The sequence below is a fragment of the Streptomyces meridianus genome (assembly GCF_023703325.1).
Taxonomy (GTDB): domain Bacteria; phylum Actinomycetota; class Actinomycetes; order Streptomycetales; family Streptomycetaceae; genus Streptomyces; species Streptomyces meridianus.
Genome location: NZ_JAMQGM010000008.1, coordinates 198,431 through 217,649 on the forward strand (window position 1 = coordinate 198,431; position 19,219 = coordinate 217,649).

Annotated in this window: 18 protein-coding genes; 7 read left to right on the forward strand and 11 right to left on the reverse strand. The window is 72.3% G+C overall.

The genetic code is table 11. From position 1 onward, the window contains the following. The first annotated feature begins 163 nt into the window (after window positions 1-163). Window positions 164-1,198 carry a Gfo/Idh/MocA family protein gene (locus tag M1E25_RS04055; RefSeq protein ID WP_251409598.1) on the forward strand — a complete coding sequence of 345 codons (1,035 nt, stop codon included), beginning with the start codon at window positions 164-166 and terminating at the stop codon, window positions 1,196-1,198. 57 nt (window positions 1,199-1,255) lie between these two features. Here the strand turns inward: M1E25_RS04055 and M1E25_RS04060 are convergent, their stop codons facing one another. The 7 genes from M1E25_RS04060 to M1E25_RS04090 form a co-directional block, all read right to left on the reverse strand. Then, the gene (locus M1E25_RS04060; RefSeq protein ID WP_251409601.1) at window positions 1,256-2,086 is read right to left on the reverse strand and encodes a family 3 encapsulin nanocompartment shell protein; all 831 of its coding nucleotides are present in this window, start codon (window positions 2,084-2,086) and stop codon (window positions 1,256-1,258) included. 23 nt (window positions 2,087-2,109) lie between these two features. Continuing rightward, window positions 2,110-2,853 (reverse strand): sulfotransferase-like domain-containing protein, encoded by a 744-nt coding sequence (locus M1E25_RS04065; RefSeq protein ID WP_251409604.1) that lies wholly within the window; start codon window positions 2,851-2,853, stop codon window positions 2,110-2,112. Then, window positions 2,841-3,824, reverse strand: coding sequence for an aldo/keto reductase (locus tag M1E25_RS04070; protein ID WP_251409607.1), 984 nt, complete (start codon window positions 3,822-3,824; stop codon window positions 2,841-2,843). Before M1E25_RS04070 ends, M1E25_RS04065 begins: the two co-directional genes overlap by 13 nt. 72 nt (window positions 3,825-3,896) lie before the next feature. Beyond that, window positions 3,897-6,911 carry a non-ribosomal peptide synthetase gene (locus tag M1E25_RS04075; RefSeq protein ID WP_251409610.1) on the reverse strand — a complete coding sequence of 1,005 codons (3,015 nt, stop codon included), beginning with the start codon at window positions 6,909-6,911 and terminating at the stop codon, window positions 3,897-3,899. 10 nt (window positions 6,912-6,921) lie between these two features. Next, window positions 6,922-8,007 carry an NAD(P)/FAD-dependent oxidoreductase gene (locus M1E25_RS04080; protein ID WP_251409612.1) on the reverse strand — a complete coding sequence of 362 codons (1,086 nt, stop codon included), beginning with the start codon at window positions 8,005-8,007 and terminating at the stop codon, window positions 6,922-6,924. Continuing rightward, window positions 8,004-9,440: an MFS transporter gene (locus M1E25_RS04085; RefSeq protein ID WP_251409615.1), complete on the reverse strand. Its 1,437-nt coding sequence runs from the start codon at window positions 9,438-9,440 to the stop codon at window positions 8,004-8,006. The genes M1E25_RS04080 and M1E25_RS04085 overlap by 4 nt, the downstream gene beginning before the upstream one ends. Then, a complete protein-coding gene (locus tag M1E25_RS04090; RefSeq protein ID WP_251409618.1) occupies window positions 9,437-11,110 on the reverse strand; it encodes an AMP-binding protein in 1,674 nt (557 codons plus the stop codon). The genes M1E25_RS04085 and M1E25_RS04090 overlap by 4 nt, the downstream gene beginning before the upstream one ends. A 170-nt stretch (window positions 11,111-11,280) precedes the next feature. On the opposite strand from M1E25_RS04090, the gene M1E25_RS25730 reads away from it, so the two are divergent. Further along, window positions 11,281-12,174 (forward strand): ATP-grasp domain-containing protein, encoded by an 894-nt coding sequence (locus tag M1E25_RS25730; RefSeq protein ID WP_251409621.1) that lies wholly within the window; start codon window positions 11,281-11,283, stop codon window positions 12,172-12,174. 67 nt (window positions 12,175-12,241) lie between these two features. Here M1E25_RS25730 and M1E25_RS04100 read toward each other — a convergent pair whose 3' ends face one another. After that, window positions 12,242-12,958 (reverse strand): SRPBCC family protein, encoded by a 717-nt coding sequence (locus M1E25_RS04100; protein WP_251409624.1) that lies wholly within the window; start codon window positions 12,956-12,958, stop codon window positions 12,242-12,244. Window positions 12,959-12,960: 2 nt separating this feature from the next. Next, entirely contained in the window at window positions 12,961-13,605 is a 645-nt protein-coding gene (locus M1E25_RS04105; protein ID WP_251409627.1) for an ArsR/SmtB family transcription factor, read from the reverse strand. A gap of 161 nt (window positions 13,606-13,766) precedes the next feature. Here M1E25_RS04105 and M1E25_RS04110 point away from each other — a divergent pair, with 161 nt between their 5' ends. The 3 genes from M1E25_RS04110 to M1E25_RS04120 all read left to right on the forward strand — a co-directional run bounded on the left by M1E25_RS04110 (window position 13,767) and on the right by M1E25_RS04120 (window position 15,972). Then, a complete protein-coding gene (locus M1E25_RS04110; protein WP_251409630.1) occupies window positions 13,767-14,711 on the forward strand; it encodes a proteasome assembly chaperone family protein in 945 nt (314 codons plus the stop codon). A 47-nt stretch (window positions 14,712-14,758) separates the two neighbouring features. Beyond that, the gene (gene coaE / locus M1E25_RS04115) at window positions 14,759-15,367 is read left to right on the forward strand and encodes a dephospho-CoA kinase (protein WP_251409634.1); all 609 of its coding nucleotides are present in this window, start codon (window positions 14,759-14,761) and stop codon (window positions 15,365-15,367) included. 236 nt (window positions 15,368-15,603) lie between these two features. Beyond that, the gene (locus M1E25_RS04120; RefSeq protein WP_251409638.1) at window positions 15,604-15,972 is read left to right on the forward strand and encodes a tetratricopeptide repeat protein; all 369 of its coding nucleotides are present in this window, start codon (window positions 15,604-15,606) and stop codon (window positions 15,970-15,972) included. Window positions 15,973-16,020: 48 nt separating this feature from the next. Here M1E25_RS04120 and M1E25_RS04125 read toward each other — a convergent pair whose 3' ends face one another. Then, window positions 16,021-17,472, reverse strand: a complete 1,452-nt coding sequence (locus M1E25_RS04125) for an aminotransferase-like domain-containing protein (RefSeq protein ID WP_251409641.1) — start codon at window positions 17,470-17,472, stop codon at window positions 16,021-16,023. A 73-nt stretch (window positions 17,473-17,545) separates the two neighbouring features. Here M1E25_RS04125 and M1E25_RS04130 point away from each other — a divergent pair, with 73 nt between their 5' ends. Beyond that, window positions 17,546-18,367 (forward strand): DMT family transporter, encoded by an 822-nt coding sequence (locus M1E25_RS04130; protein ID WP_372500516.1) that lies wholly within the window; start codon window positions 17,546-17,548, stop codon window positions 18,365-18,367. A gap of 161 nt (window positions 18,368-18,528) precedes the next feature. Here M1E25_RS04130 and M1E25_RS04135 read toward each other — a convergent pair whose 3' ends face one another. Next, complete coding sequence (locus M1E25_RS04135) at window positions 18,529-18,789, reverse strand: DUF6343 family protein (protein ID WP_251409647.1); 261 nt, start codon at window positions 18,787-18,789, stop codon at window positions 18,529-18,531. 200 nt (window positions 18,790-18,989) lie between these two features. On the opposite strand from M1E25_RS04135, the gene M1E25_RS04140 reads away from it, so the two are divergent. Continuing rightward, a partial coding sequence (locus tag M1E25_RS04140; RefSeq protein ID WP_251409650.1) for a hypothetical protein occupies window positions 18,990-19,219 on the forward strand: 230 nt, incomplete at its 3' end.

A 19,219-nucleotide genomic window follows, 5' to 3' on the forward strand; every position in this document is an offset into this window, starting at 1 on the left:
ACCGGGTGACCTCACCCGGAACGGCATGAGCCGACGAGAGGCCCGTCCCCTTCGGGGGGCGGGCCTCTCGCCGTCCGTGCGCGTACATCCCCCGCACCGTCGCCGGAACGGCCCGGACGCTGTAGTCTGCGCGACGGTCACGACACCGATCGGGGGGTATGCCGTGCGTTTCGCCGTTGCCGGAACTCGCTGGGGCCAGACGCATCTGCGCTGGCTCACGGACTGCGAAGCGGCCCGGGTCTCCACGCTCTGCTACCGCAGCGACGCGGAGCGGGCGCGGGAGATCGCGGACCAGTGGAAGGTCCCGCGGATCAGCGACGACGTCCCCGCCGTCCTCGCGAATGGGGACGTGGACGCGCTGGCCGTCGCCGTACCGCCCGACGCCCGCGAGGACCTGCTCAATGCCGGACTCGACGCGGGCGTCCTGGTCGTCACCGACAAGCCGCTGGCACACGACGCGGCCACGGCAGCCCGGCTCGCGGAGCGTGCCCGGGCGAGCACCGGCCGGGCCGTGGTGTGCTTCCAATGGCGGGGCAACCCGGCGCTGCGTGCCCTGCGCGACCTGTGCGCCGGCGGGGAACTGGGCACGGTGTTCACCGTCGACCTCGAGTTCCAGCACGACTTCATGGCGGGGGACGCCACCCGCTGGCGCTGGCGGCACCACCGCGCGGCCGGCGGCGCCGGGGCACTCGCCGATCTCGGGGTCCACATGTTCGACGTGCTGCGCTGGATGCTCCCCGGCAACTGGGGGGTCGAGTCGGCGCGGGCCCTGATCACAGCTCCCAAGCGCACCCTGACGGACGGTGAGATCGTCGACTGCGAGAGCGAGGACATCGCCGACGTCGGGCTGATCGACTCCGGAACGGCCCGCCGCGCCCGGGTGTTCGTCTCCCGGGTGTGCACGGGCTACCGGACCATCCGCGTCGCCGTGCAGGGCACGGCGGCCACCGCGGTGGTGGAGGCGGACCCGAACGGCGGTGCTGCGACCCTGACGCTCTGCGCAGGCCCCGATGCCCGGAGAGAGACCCGGACGTTCCCCGGTGACGCCATGAACCCGTACGACCGCATCCTGGCCGAGACGGCCGCCGGACCCGCGGCCTGGGACATGGCCGGGTTCGACGACGGACTGGCCGCCCAGCTGCTGCTGGAGGAGGCGCTGCGCCGGGGAGCGGACAGCCCGCTGGTCGTCACCCGTTGACGCGGCGCCGCGCCGCAGACGGTGCGCAACCGTCCGCGACGCGGTACCGGCCGGCCGTCAGGCGGGCGCCGAGAAGAAGAAGTGCGTGGGCAGGTTGATCGCCACACCCTCGTGCACCTGCGCGCACACGGCGATACCGGGCTCGGCGAAGGTGCCCTCCGGAGGCTCGGCGATCCGGATCACCGAGCGCTCGGCATCCAGGAGCTGGGCAGCCACCGAGAAGTCGCCCACCAGGGCACAGCCCGGCTCGATCATCCGCGTGCGGCAGATCTTCACCTCGTTCCGTGCGAACTCGTCCATCACGCTGCCGGACGTCATGAGACAGGTGTAGTAGTCGTACGGATTGATGATCATCGCGTGGGCCGTGGCGCCCGTCTGCTCGATCTGGTCGCAGGCGGCCAGCAGACCCTCCGTGTACGTGCCGGTGTACGGCAGCGTGGCGACCTCGGGGTGGCTGACCACGCCGTTGGGGCCGATGGAGAGGGCCTGGTTCTCGGCGGTCGCCAGCCGGACCAGCAACCGCCGGTCGATGAACCGGGCCAGGGCCTCGGCGTCGTCGGCGAGTTCCGGCGGCAACTGCACCCAGCCCTGGATCGGCTCGACGGGGAACTCGGCCATGCCGAAGCGGAAGGCGGCCTCCCGGCGCAGGCCGGATTCCGCGACCCGCTCCGCCTCGCCGTCCGCGGGCCGGGTCTCGCACCAGGTGCGCACGCTCCCGGCCCCGGGGTCGACACGGCGCTTGTTGAACAGGTTCCGCACGGTCCAGCGGGGCCGTTCCTTGCCGGGCTGGAAGGCGTCGGTGATGGTGTAGTCGAAGTGCACCTCGGCCCGCTCGCCGTCCTTGGCGTAGGCCTGGGCGAACTGCTCGCCCGGGGACTGGTTCGTCATGCGCATCTCCTTAACGGCGCGCCTCAGAGCGCGTGCTCGACGAGCAGGTCGTAGAAGGGGCGGTGATGCTCGAGGTAGGAGCGCAGCCGTTCGTCGTTCTCGACGGTGGCGGCGTACTCCTTCTCCGGGGCCCGGAAGCCCGAGCTGGCGATCGCGTCCACGTGCCATTTGCGGGTGAGCCGGAACTCCGCCCGGTCCTCGGGCTGCCACTGCAGCGCCTCCGGAACGAACGGCAGGCCGGTCTCCGTGCAGTACCGGGAAACCACACCGACGGGGTCCGCCAGCAGCCGCTCGGCCGACACCACGACGGGACGGCGTCCCGTGACGTCCTGGACGTGACGGAACAGGTCGTACTGGTGCTCGTAACCGATCTCCGGGCAGGTCACCTCGGGCTTCACCGCGTGGTGCGAGGCGATGGCGGCGGCCGGTTCCCGGACGATGAAGGTGTGCGTCATCCCGGCGACGGTCTCGGGATGGTCGAACAGGTACTGGTAGCGGTACTCGACGGTGTCCTTGAAGAACACCGGTCGCTCCTCGGCCAACTTCCCGAACAGGGCGAAGAGTTCACCGGGGGTGCGGACGGTGACCGGTTCACCGCCGTCATCCGCGTCCGCCCCGGCGTTCACGGTCGTCTCGCCGAAGTCCGTGAGTGTCACCAGGGGTTCGTGCACCACCGTCATGTCGCCGCGCTCGATCATCATGCGCAGGAACGCGGTCGACACCGAGCGCGGATGCGCCCACATCGCGATGACGGTCACATCGACCACGCCGTCGGCATCCGGTCCCAGCGGTGCGCCCGCAGCTCCGCCAGCAGCGCCGGGTCCAGCGCAACCCCGTCGGAGACGGCGAGGTTGGCACGTGCGTGCTCGGGCCGGCGCATGCCCGGAATGACGGTGCTCACCGCAGGGTGGTGCAGGATGAACCGCAGCGCCAGCTCGGGCAGGGTCATGCCCTCGGGCAGGATCCGCTCGAGCCGCCGGGCGCGCTCGACCGTCGGGCCCAGGTTCTCCGGTCCGAAGTACGTGGCCCGCCAGTCCTCTTCGGGGAAGACGGTGTCCGCGGTGAGTCTGCCCGTCAGACCTCCCTCGTCGAAGGGAACCCGCGCGATGATGCCGATGCCGTCGCGCTGCGCCCGCTCGAACAGTTCGTCCTCGGGCGCCTGGTCGAAGATGTTGTAGATGACCTGGATGACGTCGACCAGGCCGGTGTCGATCGCGGCGAGGCAGTTGGCCGGCTCCCAGCGGTTGACGCTGATCCCGAAGCCGTCGATCAGGCCCTCGGACTTCAGGTCGGCGACGACGCGCTGCCACCGCTCGTCGGAGGCCCAGCGGTCCTCCCACACATGGAACTGGAGCAGGTCGATCCGGTCGACGCCGAGGTTCTCCAGGCTGAGTTCGACGTATTCGCGGATGTGGTCGGCGGGGAAGACGTCGCCCAGGGTGTCCTCGGGGCGCGGCGGCCACTCGCGGTTCTTCGGCGGCACCTTGGTGGCGACGTACAGCTTGCGGCCGGGGTGCTCGCGCAGCAGCGAGCCCAGCATCCGCTCGCTGACCCCGCGGCCGTAGACCCAGGCGGTGTCGAAGAACGTGCACCCCTGCTCGACGGCCAGGTTCAGGCAGTCCGGGGCGACGTCGTAGTCCCAGCCGGTGAAGCCGCCCGGGCCGCCGCCGATGCCCCACATGCCGTAGCCGATCTCGCTGACTTCCCAGCCGAGACGGCCCATCTTTCGGTACTGCACCGCTTCTCCTTCTCTCCTGTCGCCCCGGGGGCGCCCTGAAAATCCGCGGGCCGGGAACCCGGCCCGGGATCGTCAGCACGCCTCCAGCGTGCGCACGTACGCGGTGATGGCCGCGTCCAGTGGTCCGTCGGTGAATCCGTGCCGCCGGTCGAACGCGTCGAGTCCCTTCCTGGCGAACAGTGCCGGGTTGTCGCTGAGCAGGTCGCGCAGGGGCGCCCGCTGCAGCAGCCCCAGCAGCGCACCCGACCGGCCCGGGCGGGCCAGGGCGTCGGCGCGCAGCCGGTCGAGGAAGTCGCCTTCGGGAACCGGAGTGAGGGCGACCCCGCCCCGGACGAGGACGTCGCGGAAGTCGGTGCTCTGCCGGTGGAAGACGTTGAACACACCCTGGACGTGGTGCTCGAGGGCGGTGACGATGCGGACGGCGACCTCGTCGACGGGGGTGTAGTCCGAGCGCATCGGCACGTCCGGGCACACGCCGAGCCGGTGGAAGACGCCGAGCAACAGGTGAGTGAGGGCCTTGTCGTTGGGGACGCCGTTGTCGGCCGCCGGCATCACCTCGCCGAGCCGGTGGACGGTCACCGGCGCGCCCTGCTCGCGGGCTCCGGTGAGGAGCCGTTCGGCGACCCACTTGGACCTGCTGTAGCCGCTGAGCGGCGGCAGTATCCGGTGCGGGTCGGTGTCCTCGGCGAGCCGTTCGCCGGTGGCCGCGGCATGCCGGTCGAGCACGCCCAGCGTGGAGACGTGGTGCAGCGGCTTGATCCGGCCGGCCAGGGAGAAGCGAAGGACTTCCGCGGTGCCGAGGACGTTGGCCGCCCGGTGCTCGCCGTAGTCCAGCAGGAAGTTGACCAGGGCCCCGGCGTGCACGACGGCGTCGCAGTCCGCGGCGAGCTTCTCCCAGTCGGCGGTCCCCAGCCCGAACCGCTCGGCGCCGAGGTCCCCGGCACGCGCGTCCAGCCGGCCCGCACCCTCATCGACGGGCAACCGCAGTACGTCCAGGGCGTGTCGGACTCGTTGCCGGGCATCCCGGTCGTCGGCCGCGCGGACGAGGCAGACCACCCGCGCCCCGGTCGCGGTGAGCAGCCGGTGCAGGATCCGGGAGCCGACGAACCCGGTGGCTCCGGTGAGCAGCACCGTTGCGGGCTGCGGGCCGGGAGTCCAGCCGGCAGCGAGGACGGGAAGGCCGTCGGCCAGTGCGGCGTCGCTTTCCATCAGAGCGGCGACATCGGCCCCGGGCCGATGATCCCCGTCGGTGCCCGCCCCGGTGCCGGTCAGCAGAGCTGCGAGCCTCGACGGGGTCTGACACGTGTACAGGTCCTGGACGCCGACCCGGACACCGAGGAGTTCGCGCATCCGGAAGACGGCCGTCAGACCGGAGAGCGAGTCGCCGCCGCGGTCGAGGAAGGCGTCGTCCACGCCGTACGCGGACAGTCCGAGCGTCTCGCGCAGCACGTCGGCGATGCGCACCGGCAGCGGGCCGGTGACGGTTGCCGGTGCCCTGGGGGCGGCGAGCTCCCGCAGGACCAGCGCCTCGAGGGCCCGCAGGTCGGCCTTTCCGTTGTCGGTGAGCGGCAGCGCCGGCACCACCAGGCAGTGCTGCGGCATGCTGGTGCGCGGAAGGCGGGAGACCAGGTGGTCGCGCAGTTCACCGGCTTCGACGGTGCCGGCCGCGACGACGGCGAGGCGGTTGCGCCCCCCGACGCGCACGGCCAGGGCCTTGGCCTGCTGCACGCCGTCGGCGCCTTCGGCCACGGCCTCGAGCTCGAGCAGTTCGATGCGGACGCCGTCGATCTTCACCTGCTGGTCGAGCCGGCCGGCGAAGCGGAGGTCGCCGCGGTCGTCGAACCAGCCGAGGTCGCCGGTGCGGTAGAGGCGGTTGCCGGGTATCTCGGGGAACGGGTTGGGGACGAAGGCCCGCGCGGTCTGTCCGGCGTCCGCGAAGTAGCCGGTGCCCAGACAGGCACCGCCGATGACGATCTCCCCGACTTCCCCGGGCGGCAGCAGCCCGAGGTCGTCGGTGAGTACGACCGCGTAGCAGTTGTCGATGGGACGGCCCAGCGGGATGTGGTCGCCGTCGGCCGTGTCGACCGGGTGGAAGACCATGCCGATCGAGGTCTCGGACGGCCCGTAGCCGTTGCTGACCGCCACTCCCGGTACGAGTTCGCGCAGTCGGTGGACGGAGTGCGGGACGATCTCCTCGCCGCCCACCACGAGATGGCGCAGCGAGGACACCGCGGGGACTGCTGCGGGATCGTTGTCCAGCAGTGCCACCAGGGAGGCCAGGGTGGCGGGAACGAAGTCGGTGATGGTGACCCGGTGTTCGGCGATGGTTGCGACCGTTCGCTCCAGGTCCAGGAACTCGCCCTGTTCCGGGATGACGCTGTGCCCGCCGGTGGTCAGCGGCCACAGCAGCTGCCAGATGGCGGAGTCGAAGGTGTGCTTGCTGTTCTGGAGCACGACTTCGGAGCCGTCGGCGCGCATGTGACGGGTCATGAAACGGAAGCGGTTGGTCAGTCCGCGGTGCACGTTGACCGCGCACTTCGGGGTGCCCGTGGTGCCGGAGGTGAAGATGCCGTACGCGGGCTCGTTCGGGCCGGGGGGCTGCCCCGGGCGTTCCGGCACGGGCGTGACGTGGTCCCGGTCCACGACCAGGCCGGGCAGCCCGGAATTTCCGGTGACCAGGGTGATCCGGGGTCTCAGCAGGGAGTGCACGGCCTGGATCCGCTCGGCGGGCCAGGCGGGGTCGCAGGGGGCGAAGGCGACGCCGAGCTTCATCAAGGCCAGCATGCACAGGGGCAGTTCGAGGCTGTTGGGGACGAACACCGGCAGCAGGTCGCCGCGCTGAACCCCGGCCGCGCGCAGCCGGAGGGCCAGACCGTTGGCCAGCTCGTCGAGTTCGCGGTAGCTCACGGTGGTCCCGCGGTACGAGAGCGCCGGACGGTCCGGTGTCCGGTCGGCCTGGGCCTCGAACAGCGCGCTCACCGGCCGGTACGGACCGTGGTCGACCGATTGGCCGGCCTGGGCTCCCAGGACGCGTGCTCTGACGGCCGGGTCGTCCTGCCGCCGGGATGTGCCCGTGGTGTTCCCCATGCGTCGTCCCTCAGATCCGGGCGGTCCGGTCCGGCGCGAGGGCCGCGGTGACCGCCGAGAGTGGTGGTGGCGTGGTGGTTCCGGTGACGAGGTGGGCGAGGAGCAGACCTGCGGCGGGGGCGGACTGCACTCCGTATCCGCCGAGGGCGGCGAGCCAGAAGAACCCCGGCGCACCGGCCGCTTCGCCGATGACGGGGGTGTCGTCGGGGGTGGAGGTGCGCAGCCCGGCCCAGCTGCGGCGGACCGGTCCGGCCGGGACGGTGGTGGCCCGTTCGAACCGGGTGAGGGCTGTGGCGATGTCCGCGGGGTCGGCGTGGACGGGGCCGGGCGGCATCGGGGCGGCGTCGGCGGGGCTCAGCAGCAGGCCGCCGGCTTCGGGCCGGGCGTAGTAGGTCCCGGCGATGTCGGTGATCATCGGCCAGCCGCTGATGTCGTGCCCGTCCGGGGGCGCCACCACGGCGGCGGTGCGGCGCAGGGGGACCATGCCCTGCGGGGCGACGCCGGCGAGTACGGCGATCGCGTCGGCCCAGGCGCCTGCCGCGTTCACGACGACCGGGGCGGTGAAGCGGCCGGCAGTGGTCTCGGCGACCCAGCCGCCGCCGTTGCGACTCAGCGCGGTGACCCGGGCGTCGGTCACCACCCGGCCGCGGCGCAGCAGCAGCCGGTGGGCGCCCGCGACGTCGACGTCACAGGCGCCGCGGCGCAGCAGGGCGCGTTCGAAGCCCGGCCGCACGATCGGGCAGAGCCGCAGTGCCTCGTCCGGTTCCAGTTCGGCGACGCCCTCGGGGGCTTCGGCTCCGGAGCGCAGGGCCTGTTCGAAGGCGCTGCCGGTGCCGGGGGGCGCCAGGGCCAGGACCCCGCGGGGGCGGAGCAGGCCTGCCTCCTCGTAGAAGGGCCGGGACGCGGTGGTGAGGGTGCGGACGGCCCGGTTGCCGTAGTACTCGGAGAACAGGCCTGCGGACAGGGCCGTGGAGTGCAGGCCGGGCCGGGGCTCCGCCTCGAGCAGGGTCACCCGGCCGTGCTCGGCCAGGTGGTGGCTCGCCGCGGCGCCGGCGATGCCTCCGCCGAGGACGAGGAAGTCGCTCGTCTCGCTCATGCGCCGGGCTCCTTCCGTACGCGGGGGACCGTCGCGAGCGCCACGAGGGCGGCGACTGCGGCCGCCGCGCCGGCGACGGCGAATCCGTGGCCTGCCGCCACCGAGAGCGAGGAGTGCGCGGCCGAGGCCCAGACCACCGTGCCCAGGACGGCGAGGCCGGTGGCGCCGCCGACCTGGCGCGCGGTGCTGAACAGCCCGGAGGCGATACCCGAGTCCTCGGCGGAGATGCCGGACAGGGCGGCGGCGGTGAGCGGGACGCTGATGACGCCGAGGCCGAGGTAGGTGAGGATCGTGGGCGGCAGCAGGCCGGTCCAGTAGCCGGCGGAGTCGCCGATGCGCGAGAGCCAGAACATGCCGGCCGCGGCGATCGTGAGGCCGCCGGGGACGAGGGTGCGGGCGCTGAGCGTGCCGAGCAGCCGTCCGCCGAGACTCGTGCTGTACATCAGCAGGCAGGTCAGCGGGAGGTATCCCAGGGCGGTCTTCAACGGCGTGTAGTTCCACACCTGTTGGAGGAAGAGGGTGAGGAAGAAGAAGATGCCGAACATGGCGGTGCTCGACAGGGTGAGGATGAGGTAGGTGCCGGCGCGGGCGCGGTCGGTGAGGATGCGCAGCGGGACGAGCGGATGGGCGGCGCGGCGCTCGATGCGTGCGAAGGCGGCGATGAGCAGTGCCGAGGCGGCGAGCGTCAGCAGGACGTCGGGGTCGGCCCAGTGCTGCCGGCCCGTCTCGTCGGTGGCGGCGTTGATCAGCCCGTACACCAGCAGCGTGATCCCGAGGGTGCCGGTGAGGGCGCCGGGCAGGTCGAGCCGTTTGCGGCTGCGTTCGGTCTCCGGGAGCAGCTTCCATGCCAGGGCGATCATGAGCGTGCCGACGGGAACGTTCACGAAGAGGATCCATCGCCACGACAGGTAGGTGGTGATGAGGCCGCCGGCCAGGAGGCCGACGCCGCCGCCGGAGGTGGCTGCGGCCGTGTAGATGCCGATGGCCCGGTTGCGTTCGCGGCCCTCGGGGAAGGTCGTGGCGATCAGGGAGAGGGCTGCGGGGGAGGCGGCCGCCGCGCCGACGCCCTGGGCGGCTCTGCTGACGAGCAGCATCCATGGTTCGGAGGCGAAGCCGCCGAGCAGGGATGCGGCGGTGAACAGGGCGAGTCCGGCGGTGAACACCCTGCGCCGGCCGAGGATGTCGCCCGCGCGGCCGCCGAGGAGCAGCAGCCCGCCGAAGGCCAGTGAGTAGCCGCTGACGACCCACTCGAGTTCCGCCCCGTGGATGCCCAGCGACTCCTGGATGGCGGGGAGCGCGACGTTCACGATGGTGGAGTCGAGCAGGAGCATCAGCTGGGCGGCCGATATCAGGACCAGCGCGGACGTCCGGGCCCGTCCGCCGGTCGCCGGTCCGGCCGTGACCTGTCCGGCTTCGGTGCCGATGCCGCTCACGCCCGTGGGACCGGAGCGGTTTCCAGTCGCTCGCGCAAGGGCTGGCGGATCACCTTGCCGAGCGAGTTCTTGGGCAGTTGCCAGACGAACTGGACGCGGTCGGGCCACATCACCCGCGCCACGCCCTCCTTCTCCAGGTGCTCGTGGAGTTCCTCGAGCGTCGGTGGCTCGCCCTCGAACACGACCACGGCACAGGCCAGTTCGGTGCCCGGGACGGCCGGGTCGGGGTAGCCGACGAGGACGACTTCGGTGATCTTGGGGTGACGCAGCAGGACGGCCTCGATCGCCAGTGTGGGGATCTTGATCGCATTGGACCGGATGATCAGGTCCACCCGTCGGCCGGTGATGCGGATGCCGCCGCGGCCGTCGTCCTTGGCGAGGTCACCGGTGTCGAACCAGCCGTCTGCGTCCACGCTCGCCTCGTACGTCTCGCGCTGGCCGGCGTAGCCGAGGCACTGCGAGGCACCGCGGACGAGCAGCCGGCCGACTCCGTCGGGGGCGTCGGGGTCCGCCTCGGGGTCCTCCGCGATGCGGATCTCCATCCACGGGACGGGGCTGCCGTCGCTGTGCGCGGCCCAGCCCGGCGGGTCGTCGGGGCGGGTGATGGTGACGGCGCCGTTCTCCGTCATGCCCCACAGGGCGTGAGGTTCGACGCCGAACGCCCCGCGGACGTCGTCGATCAGCTGGGGCTGGATGGGCGCGGACCCGGAGACGATGTGCCGCAGCGTGCCGGTCTCACGGGGCTTCTCCTGCTGGGCGGCGCAGGCGTTGACGAGGTAGCCGGGGGCCGCGTAGAGCCAGCTGACACCGTGCCGGGCGACCAGGTCGAGCAGCAGGTTCATGTCGGTGTTGGTGTCCTGCATGACGCAGGTGCCGCCGACGAGGAGCGCCATGTAGTTGGAGTAGGACAGCGCCGCCATGTGGGTCGCGTAGTGGGGGATCGCGATGACGTCGTCGGCGGTGATGCCGTGGGGCACGGAGACCGCACGCACCGACGAGTAGACGGTGTCCTGGCTGTGCGCGATGGTCTTCATCGGCCCGGTGGTGCCGGAGGAGGACAGCAGCAGCGCGGGCTCGGTGGGACCGAGCGCGGCCGAGGGGTCGATGGTGTGCCGCTCCTCCCACGGGGTGTCGAGGAAGAATTCGCCGAAGGACATGGCGCCGGTCGCGGACGCGTTCCCGACGACGACGCGGTGTTCGAGGGCCGCGGAGGTGGCGGCCGCGAGGCGGGCGGCGTAGTCGATGCCCTCGAAGGTGTCGACGGTGACGCACAGTTTGGCGGACGTGGCCTCGAGGACGAGGTTCAGCTCCCAGTCGGCGAGCGGCGGCCCGACCGTGGCGACGACGGCGCCGACGCGGTGGCAGGCCAGCAGCAGCGGGGTGAACATCCAGCGGTTCGGCAGGTAGAGGGCGACGACGTCGCCGCGTCCGACGCCGAGTTCGGTGAACGCACCGGCGAAACGGTCGACGGTGGCGGCCAGTTCGGCGTAGGTCAGGGTGCGTTCGTGCGCGCCGTCGAGGTAGCCGATCACGGCGGGATGGCCGGGGCGCTCCCGGCTCGCGCGCGCAAGGTCGTCGAGGAAGGTGGACTCCCTCCACCACCCCTCGGCCCGGTACTCGGCGAGTCGCTCCGGGCTGGGTGCCTCGAGCGTCTCCAACAGCGCTGCCATCGGTTTCCCCTCCCCGCCGAGCCCCCTCGCGGGGCCCTGAATTGCGGTCACCATAGCCAATGCGAAAGTCGTTTCGCCATCTGTTGTTTCGTGCGAAAACTGCTGTACGGTGCCGTGGTTCAGCCGGAATTCGGAGCCCGGTGACCGCTCGTCAACTCTGGGGTGTGGCCGTGAAGATCGGAATTCTCGCCTGGGACTACACCGGTGTGGATCCGGATGGTCCGAATCTCGCCGAATTCGGACGGGAACGCGGCCATGAGACGTCCTTGTTCACGCTCAAGGAAATCGATTACATCCCCGGGAACCACGGCCCCGACCTGATGCTGAAGGGCGAGCCGGCGTCGTCGTTCGACGCGGTGATCAGTCGGGCCAGACTGCACGGCGACGACTGGCAGGACCGGGTCGAGCGGCTGTCGATGCTCAGCCACGCCCTGGGCGGGCGCCTCTTCGACCCGGCCGACGTGTGGCACCACACCTACAGCAAGTTCCTGATGAACCAGAAGCTGGCGCAGAACGGGTTCCCGGTGCCGCCCGTCCGTTCGGCGACCTCCCTGGAGGAGGTGGCGGCGGCTTGCGAGCAGTGGGGTTCGGCCATCGTCAAGCCGTCGTACGGCTACGGCGGCAGGGACGTCGAGCGCATCACCGACCCGGAGGCCGACAAGGCGGTCGCCGAGCGGCTGCTGGAGAAGTACGAGACGCTCATGTGCCAGCCGTACTACCCGACGCGGTTCGGGGAGTACCGCATCACCGTCGCCGGTGACGTGGCGCCGATGAACATCCTGAAGCTGCCCGCGGTCGGGTCGTGGCGCTGCAAGACCCTGGAGGGCGCGAGCTTCGAGCGCCTCGACGCCCCCGACGACCTGCTGGAACTGTCCTTCGGGGCGACCCGTCTGATGGGCCTGACGCTCTCGGGCCTCGACGTCCTGCCGGATCCCGCCGGCGGCTGGGTGATCATCGAGGTCAACATGGTGCCCGGGTGGCTGCACATGCTCGGCCGGGAACAGCACCGGGCGACGCTGGCCGGCGTGTACGACTGGGTGGAGGAGAAGGTGGCCGCGATGTGACGCGGCTCCGCCCCGGGCTCCGGGGAGCCGGGGCGGAGCGGCGCCGCGGCGGCACGCCCGGGAACGGTCAGGCGTACAGCTCGTCCAGCCACCTCTGCCAGGACTCCTCGGCCTGCGTCCCGTCTGCGTCCTCGGCGAACAGGTGCAGGGCGACGCCCACCGGCGCTCCGAAGGCGTTGCGCCCGAAGAAGCGGTACAGGGCGTCCCGGGTGCGCAGGCCGGTGAAGTGTGCCGCGTGGTAGTCGACGACCGCCTCCTGCGTCCCGGCGCCCGGCAGGACGACACGAACCGTGTCCCCCTGGGCCGTGGCCGGGCCGAGTCCGAGATCCCGGCGCAGTGTGGTGAACGCGTCGGGTGCAGTCGATGCCTTCGGGCCGTCGGCCGAGACGTAGGTGACGGGCCGGCGGCTGAAGTGCTGCAGGTACTGGCCGAGGGTGTGCAGGTAGAAGTCGGTGTGCCGGCCGGCGCCGTCGTACTGGTTGTCCCAGTCGTCGGTGAAGACCCCGCTGTGCACGTAACGGAACCGGACCGTGCCGCCCTCGTGCGCCTGGACGACGTGCTCCAACTGGTTGAACCAGCCGTCCTCCCCCTCAGCCCGGGTGACGAGACGGTGCGGCGGGTCCCAGACGGTGACCGTGCCCACGGAGGCCGCGCTTCCGCCCTCGCGGGGTTCGATGTCCATCGGCCACAGCCATCCGCCGAGGCCCGTGGTGATCGCGTCCCAGTACTCCTCCGGCGTGGTCGGCAGCTCGCCCTCGCGCCGGATCTCGAATTCCTTGCCCATGTTCACGGCTCCTCGGTCGTGGTGCCGTCGCCGGCGGCTCGTGTCGTGCGGCCGCCGGGCACGGCGTGGTCCTTGAGACTGGGGTGGAGGGCGATGACCAGACGGTGGTCCCGCCCCCGCTCCGCCTTCTCCGTGTGGTACTCGGCGGCCAAGGCGGCGACAGTGCGGCTCAGCTCGGCGGCGAACTCGGCCCGGTCGGCGGCTGAGGCGAACCGGATCTCGGTGTCGACCGCGAAGGTCGCCAGTCGCTTCCTCGCCGCGCTCGCTCCGGCCATCAGCTCGCCCACCTCGCGCACCATCCGGGCGGCCAGCGCCAGCAGCCAGCGCGCGGACAGCTGGTCGCGCGAGCGGTCCGGGTCGGGGGCCACCGCGGGCAGCGCGGCCGGCGAGATGACGTAGGACGCGGCGGTGGCGCGCAGCACCCGCTCCGTGCAGTTGCCCTTGCGCCGCTCCTCGACGAGTTCGACGAGGCCGTGCCGCTCCAGCGCCCTGAGGTGGTAATTGATCTTCTGCCGGGACAGTCCGGCCCGGGGTGCCAGCGTGCTCGCCGAGCCGGGTTCGGCGAGGTGTGCGAGCAACTGCGCTCGCACCGGGTCGAGGGACACCCCGGCCGCCGCCGGGTCGTCGATCACTGCGACGTCCAACATGAGACCAGGATCACTCCGAAAACTTTCTTTGTCAAGAATGTATAAGCTTTCGGTGTTCCCGTGGTCGTGGGGCGGTTCCCGCGACCGGGCACGGGGCAACGGGAATGCCGACGCCCTGCGCTGTGTTGGGTGCAGAAGAACCACGAGGAGGAGCAGGAACGGTGCTGGATCCGCAGGCTTTGTACACATGGGAGCCGGAGGGGCTGGCCGCGGCGGACACGGCGATCGCCCAGGCCTCGGCCGGGCTGGTCATGCTCTACCACTTCGACGGTTTCATCGACGCCGGTGACACCGGTGACCAGATCGTCGAACGCCTCCTCGACCAGCTGCCCGGCCGCACCGTCGCGCGGTTCGACGCGGACCGGCTCGTCGACTACCGCGCCCGGCGCCCGCTGCTGACGTTCCGCCGCGACCGCTGGACCGCGTACGAGGCCCCGGAGCTCGAGGTGAAACTGCTGCAGGACGCCACCGGCACCCCCTTCCTGCTGCTGTCCGGCCCGGAGCCGGACGTCGAGTGGGAACGCTTCACCGCCGCAGTGCGCGAGATCGTCCAACGCCTGAGCGTCCGGCTCGCGATGAACTTCCACGGCATCCCGATGGGCGTGCCGCACACCCGGCCGGTCGGTATCACACCGCACGGGAACCGCGTCGACTTGCTGCCCGGCCACCGCAGCGTCTTCGAGGAGGCCCAGGTGCCCGGCAGTGCCGCCGCTCTCCTGGAATTCCGGCTCGCCGAAGCCGGACACGACGTGCTCGGCGTGGCCGCGCACGTGCCGCACTACATCGCGCGCTCCCCCTACCCCGACTCGGCCCTGGCGGCCCTGGAGGCGGTCGTCTCGGTCACCGGCCTCGTCCTGCCGGACGTGGCGCAGCAGCTGCGCACGGAGGCCCAGGGGACCCAGGCGGAGATCGAACGCCAACTGGGCGAGGGCGACGAGGAACTGGTGGCGCTGGTGCGCGGTCTGGAGAACCAGTACGACGCGTCGGCCGGGGCCGAGACCCGCGGCAACCTCTTCGCGGATCCCTCCCACATCCCCTCCGCCGACGAACTCGGCCGGGACTTCGAGCGCTTCCTCGCCGAGCGGGAGGGCGAGGAGGGGAGCTGAGGCGGCGGCCGGATGCCCGGGGGCGGGCGGGGCTTAGGGTGGCTCTCATGCTGAAGGTGGGCCTGACCGGCGGGATCGGCGCCGGCAAGAGCGAGGTGTCCCGGCTGCTGGCCGTCCGTGGGGCGGTGATCGTCGACGCCGACCGGATCGCACGCGAGGTCGTCGCGCCCGGCACGCCCGGCCTGGACGCCGTCGTCGCGGAGTTCGGGCCGGAGGTGCTGACGAGCGAGGGGAGCTTGGACCGTCCCCGGCTCGCGTCGGTCGTCTTCAACGACCCGGACCGCCTCAAGGCGCTGAACGCGATCGTCCATCCGCTGGTCGGCGCCCGCTCGGCCGAGCTGGAGGAGGCGGCGGCGCGGGACGCGATCGTCGTCCACGACGTTCCGCTGCTGACCGAGAACGGGCTGGCGCCCCTCTACGAGGTGGTCGTGGTCGTCGACGCCTCCCCACAGACCCAGCTGGACCGTCTCGTGCGGCTGCGGGGCATGGACGAGGCCGACGCCCGTGCCCGGATGGCCGCCCAGGCCACCCGTGAGGAGCGCCGGGCGGTCGCGGATCTGGTGATCGGCAACGACGGTCCGCCGGCGGACCTGGAGCCGCGGATCGACGAACTCTGGGGCGAGTTGCGGCGCCGGGAAGCGGCGGCCCGGGCCTGAACGGACGGGAGCCCGACACGCCATCCGGACCGGGGCTCGAGGGCGTGGCCCGAGCGCGGGGCTCCCACCGACCGGTTGTCCCGAGCAGGGCAGCGAACGGGCCCGGCGCTTGAGCGCCGCCCCGCGCGGGCATCACTGGTGCACGCCGTGTCGCACGGGAATCAGCCGAGGTCCGGACTTGTTGCGTCGTGGCGGACCGCAAACGGGCAAGCAGCGCGATTTTCCGGGAGGCAGCGGTGGCCGAGCGTACGCCCGAGACCCATGTGATCGACTTCCGTGCCGCCGAGCAACTGCTGGCCGCCCGTGACCCGCGGGGCGCGGTCAAGCTGCTCGACCGTGTCCTCGCCGACCATCCGGAGAGCGGGGCAGCCCGGCTGCTGCGGGCCCGCGCCTACTTCGCGTCCGCGCAACTGCGTGCCGCCGAGCGGGAGTTCCGTTTGATCGTGGAACGTGAGCCCGACAACGCCTTCGCGCACTTCGCGCTGGGCCGCACGCTCCAGCGGGCGGGCCGGGCCGACGAGGCCGTTCCGTTCTTCCGGCTGGCGGCGGCCCTGGATCCGCGTCCCGACTTCGTCGAGGCCGCCCGGTTCGGCGAGGGCGCGTGACCCGAGGCACAGTCCGGGCGGAGCGGGTCCCGTCCCGGCCGCAGGTGCTCAGAGGCCGGTCCCGGAGCAGGCCAGATGCAGTCGGCGCACACCGTCGGCGATCGGGCCCGGGCCCGCGGCGCTCACGTAGCTCAGCCGCAGACGCGGTGCCGGCGCCTCGGCCGGGAAGTACGGTCCGCCCGGGGTGACGGCGACGCCCGCCCGCAGGGCTGCGGCCGCCAGAGCACACTCGTCGGTGCCGTCGGGCAGGCGCAGCCACAGGTGGTAGCCGCCGGCCGGGGCCGGCCCGAGCAGGCCCGGGACCCGGTGGAGCAGTGCGGCGACCATGGCCTCCCGGCGATCGCGCAGGGCCGCCGCGAGGGACCGCAGGTGACGGCCCCAGGCCGGGGAGCCGACGAGTTCGAGCGCAGTCTCCTGGAGCGGCCGGGGAACGAAGAAGCTGTCGACGACCTGAGTCGCTCGCAGTCGCTCCAGAGCAGGGCCGCGGGCGGTGAGCGCGGCGATGCGCAGACTGGGTGAGGTGACCTTGGTCAGCGAACGTACGTGCACCACCACGCCGTCGGGGTCGTCGGCGGCCAGGGGCAGGGGAGGCGGGGGCGCGTCCGCGTGGACGAGCCGGCGTGCGAAGTCGTCCTCGACGACGAAGGCCCCGGCCGCGCGCGCGATGCGGAGCACGTCGTTCCTGCGACCGGGGGAGAGGACCGCCCCGGTGGGGTTCTGGAACAGCGGCTGGCAGACCAAGACCCGCGCCTGCGTGAGCCGGAAGGATTCCGCCAGCAGGTCGGTGCGTACCCCGTCGGAGTCGACCGGCACCGGAACCGGACGCAGACCGGCCGCCCGTGCGACGGCCAGCAGGCCGGGGTAGGTGGGGGACTCGACGAGCACGGGCGCGCCGGGGGCGGCGAGCGAACGGAGCGCCGTGGTGAGCGCGCTCTGGCCCCCGCCCGTGATCAGGACGTCGGAGGCGGTGAGGCTACCGCGCGGGCCGCCGATGTCCCGGGCGAACCACTCCCTGAGGTCCGGGAGTCCTTCCACCGGCGGCCGTGCCCAGGTGCCGGGCCTGCGCCCCGCCCTGGCCAAAGCCGCGGCGAGGGGGCGCTCGGGCTGCAACGACGGATGCGGATAACCGCCGTTGAGATCGATGACCTCGGGCGGCGGGACGGTGAGGGTGGCCAGGACCCCGGATGCCCTGACGCGCCGGGAGCCGGACTCACCCGGAGCCGCGCCGGGCTCCGCGCTGAGGGCGACCTCCTGCCAGGAGAGGTCGCCGGCCCGGTCCGCCGCGCGGTTGGGGCCGGCCCGGAAGACACCGACGCCGGGGCGGGAGACCACCCGGCCTTCGGCGACCAGGACGCCGATGGCGCGGGACAGCGTCACCGGACTCACTTGATGCCGCTCGACCAGTATCCGGCTGGACGGCAGTTTCTCGCCTTCGGAGTAGCGGGGCAGATCTTCCCGAAGAATGGCCGCCAGTTGGGCCACACTGCTACGTTCGTGCATGACAGTACAAGATAGCGCTACTCGCACACGGGAGACAGCGGAAAGCGGCGGCGCGCTTCTCGCCGCCCTGGGCGTGGTCTCCTTCTCCGCCAGTTTCCCGGCGACGGTCTGGGCCCTGGAGGGCTTCGGCCCCTGGACGGCGACCGGTCTCCGGGGGGTGCTGGCCGGACTGCTCGCCGGGGCCTGCCTGATCGGGTTCCGCGTCCCCGTTCCCGAACGACGCCACTGGCCGGGGCTGCTGACGGTCGCCGGCGGTTGCGTCCTTGGTTTCCCGCTGCTGACGACGCTCGCGTTGCAGACGTCATCGACCGCGCACTCGGCCGTCGTCATCGGGGTGCTCCCGCTGGCCACCGCGGCGACGTCGGCCGCGATCACCGGCAGGCGTCCCTCCCGCCTGTTCTGGTCCGCGGCACTGACCGGCGCGGCGGTCGTGATCGGCTTCACGCTGTACCAGAGCCACGGCGAACCCGCCGTGGGCGATCTGTATCTGTTCGGAGCTCTGCTGGTGTGCGCGGCCGGCTACGCGGAAGGCGGCCGCCTGTCCTGCCACATGCCTGGATGGCAGGTGATCGCCTGGGGAGCAGTCGCCGCACTGCCGGTCATGGCGACGACCACGGCCCTGGCCCTGCCGTCGGAGCCGGTCCGTCTCACCGCCGACGCCGTCATCGGCATGACGTACATCGCCGGGGTCTCGCAGTTCGCCGGCTTCGTCCTCTGGTACCGCGGCATGGCGGCGATCGGCGTCGCCAGGGCCAGCCAGATCCAGCTCGCCCAACCGCTCGTCACGCTCGTCTGGGCGGTCTGGCTGATGGGCGAGCACCCGTCCCCCCTGGCACCGGTGACCGCCCTGGTCGTCCTGGCCTGCATCGCCGCAACTCAGCGCGCACGCAGCTGAGGTGGACGTCGGGTGGGACGGTGAGGGATGGCTGTCCCACCCGACGCCCAGGAGTCCGCGGGGCCGCCGTGCCCACATCGGCGGACCTCCACCCAGCGCGTCCTCCTGAGCCCGGCGGGCTGTACCCGTACCGCCCGCGGGCACGGCTCACGGCAACGGCGTCAGCGTCGTCCGACGGGCCGGTACGGCGGCACGTCACGTCCGGGCTGCCAGTGCGCGCCCTGATGCATCCGGTGCACCACCAGCACGATGTCTGCCGCTGCCGTCAGCATCACCACGCCGCAGGCGACGGCCCAGCCGATCCGGTCGAGCTCCGCGAAGATCACTGTCCCGGCGATCGCCCAGAACAGGCCCCAGATCGCCAGCGTCAGCCGGAACCTCAGGGGGCTGCGGGCCTCGACGGGCTCACTTCCGGTACGCATCGCAAACCACCACCTCTTCCAGCATCCACCCACGGCCGGCGGGACGGAACCCCGGCCCGCACGGCCGTGGCGGGACGGTCCACGGGAGCGGCCGAGGGGCGGCGGAAGCCCGCCAGGGGTGACACCCCGGCACTGACACCCCCCGGCACTAGACTGGCGAACCGGCACGCGGCACCGCACGGCGCAAGGGGAGTGGCAAGGTGGCACCGACCCCTGCGGACGACGCCCTCACCCGCTGCGCCGCCGTGTTCCTCCCCGGCCGGTTGCCCCGCGAGGGACGCGTGGCCTTCTGGCACCCCGACGGGACCGGCCCGCCCGGCGCCGACGCCGAGCTGACCGTCGCCCGCCGCCACGGCAACGGCGCCCGCAGCCGCACCGTTCCCGCCGTGATCCTGCCCGTCGCCGCGGCGCTGCCGCCGCTGACTCGCGC

What these genes read in the sequence shown, in the direction of transcription:
- M1E25_RS04060 (WP_251409601.1), bottom strand. Translation starts at nt 2,086, where the DNA reads ATGACGAACCAGTCCCCGGGCGAGCAGTTCGCCCAGGCCTACGCCAAG.
- M1E25_RS04075 (WP_251409610.1), bottom strand. Translation starts at nt 6,911, where the DNA reads ATGGGGAACACCACGGGCACATCCCGGCGGCAGGACGACCCGGCCGTC.
- M1E25_RS04080 (WP_251409612.1), bottom strand. Translation starts at nt 8,007, where the DNA reads ATGAGCGAGACGAGCGACTTCCTCGTCCTCGGCGGAGGCATCGCCGGC.
- M1E25_RS04090 (WP_251409618.1), bottom strand. Translation starts at nt 11,110, where the DNA reads ATGGCAGCGCTGTTGGAGACGCTCGAGGCACCCAGCCCGGAGCGACTC.
- M1E25_RS04100 (WP_251409624.1), bottom strand. Translation starts at nt 12,958, where the DNA reads ATGGGCAAGGAATTCGAGATCCGGCGCGAGGGCGAGCTGCCGACCACG.
- M1E25_RS04105 (WP_251409627.1), bottom strand. Translation starts at nt 13,605, where the DNA reads ATGTTGGACGTCGCAGTGATCGACGACCCGGCGGCGGCCGGGGTGTCC.
- coaE (WP_251409634.1), top strand. Translation starts at nt 14,759, where the DNA reads ATGCTGAAGGTGGGCCTGACCGGCGGGATCGGCGCCGGCAAGAGCGAG.
- M1E25_RS04125 (WP_251409641.1), bottom strand. Translation starts at nt 17,472, where the DNA reads ATGCACGAACGTAGCAGTGTGGCCCAACTGGCGGCCATTCTTCGGGAA.
- M1E25_RS04135 (WP_251409647.1), bottom strand. Translation starts at nt 18,789, where the DNA reads ATGCGTACCGGAAGTGAGCCCGTCGAGGCCCGCAGCCCCCTGAGGTTC.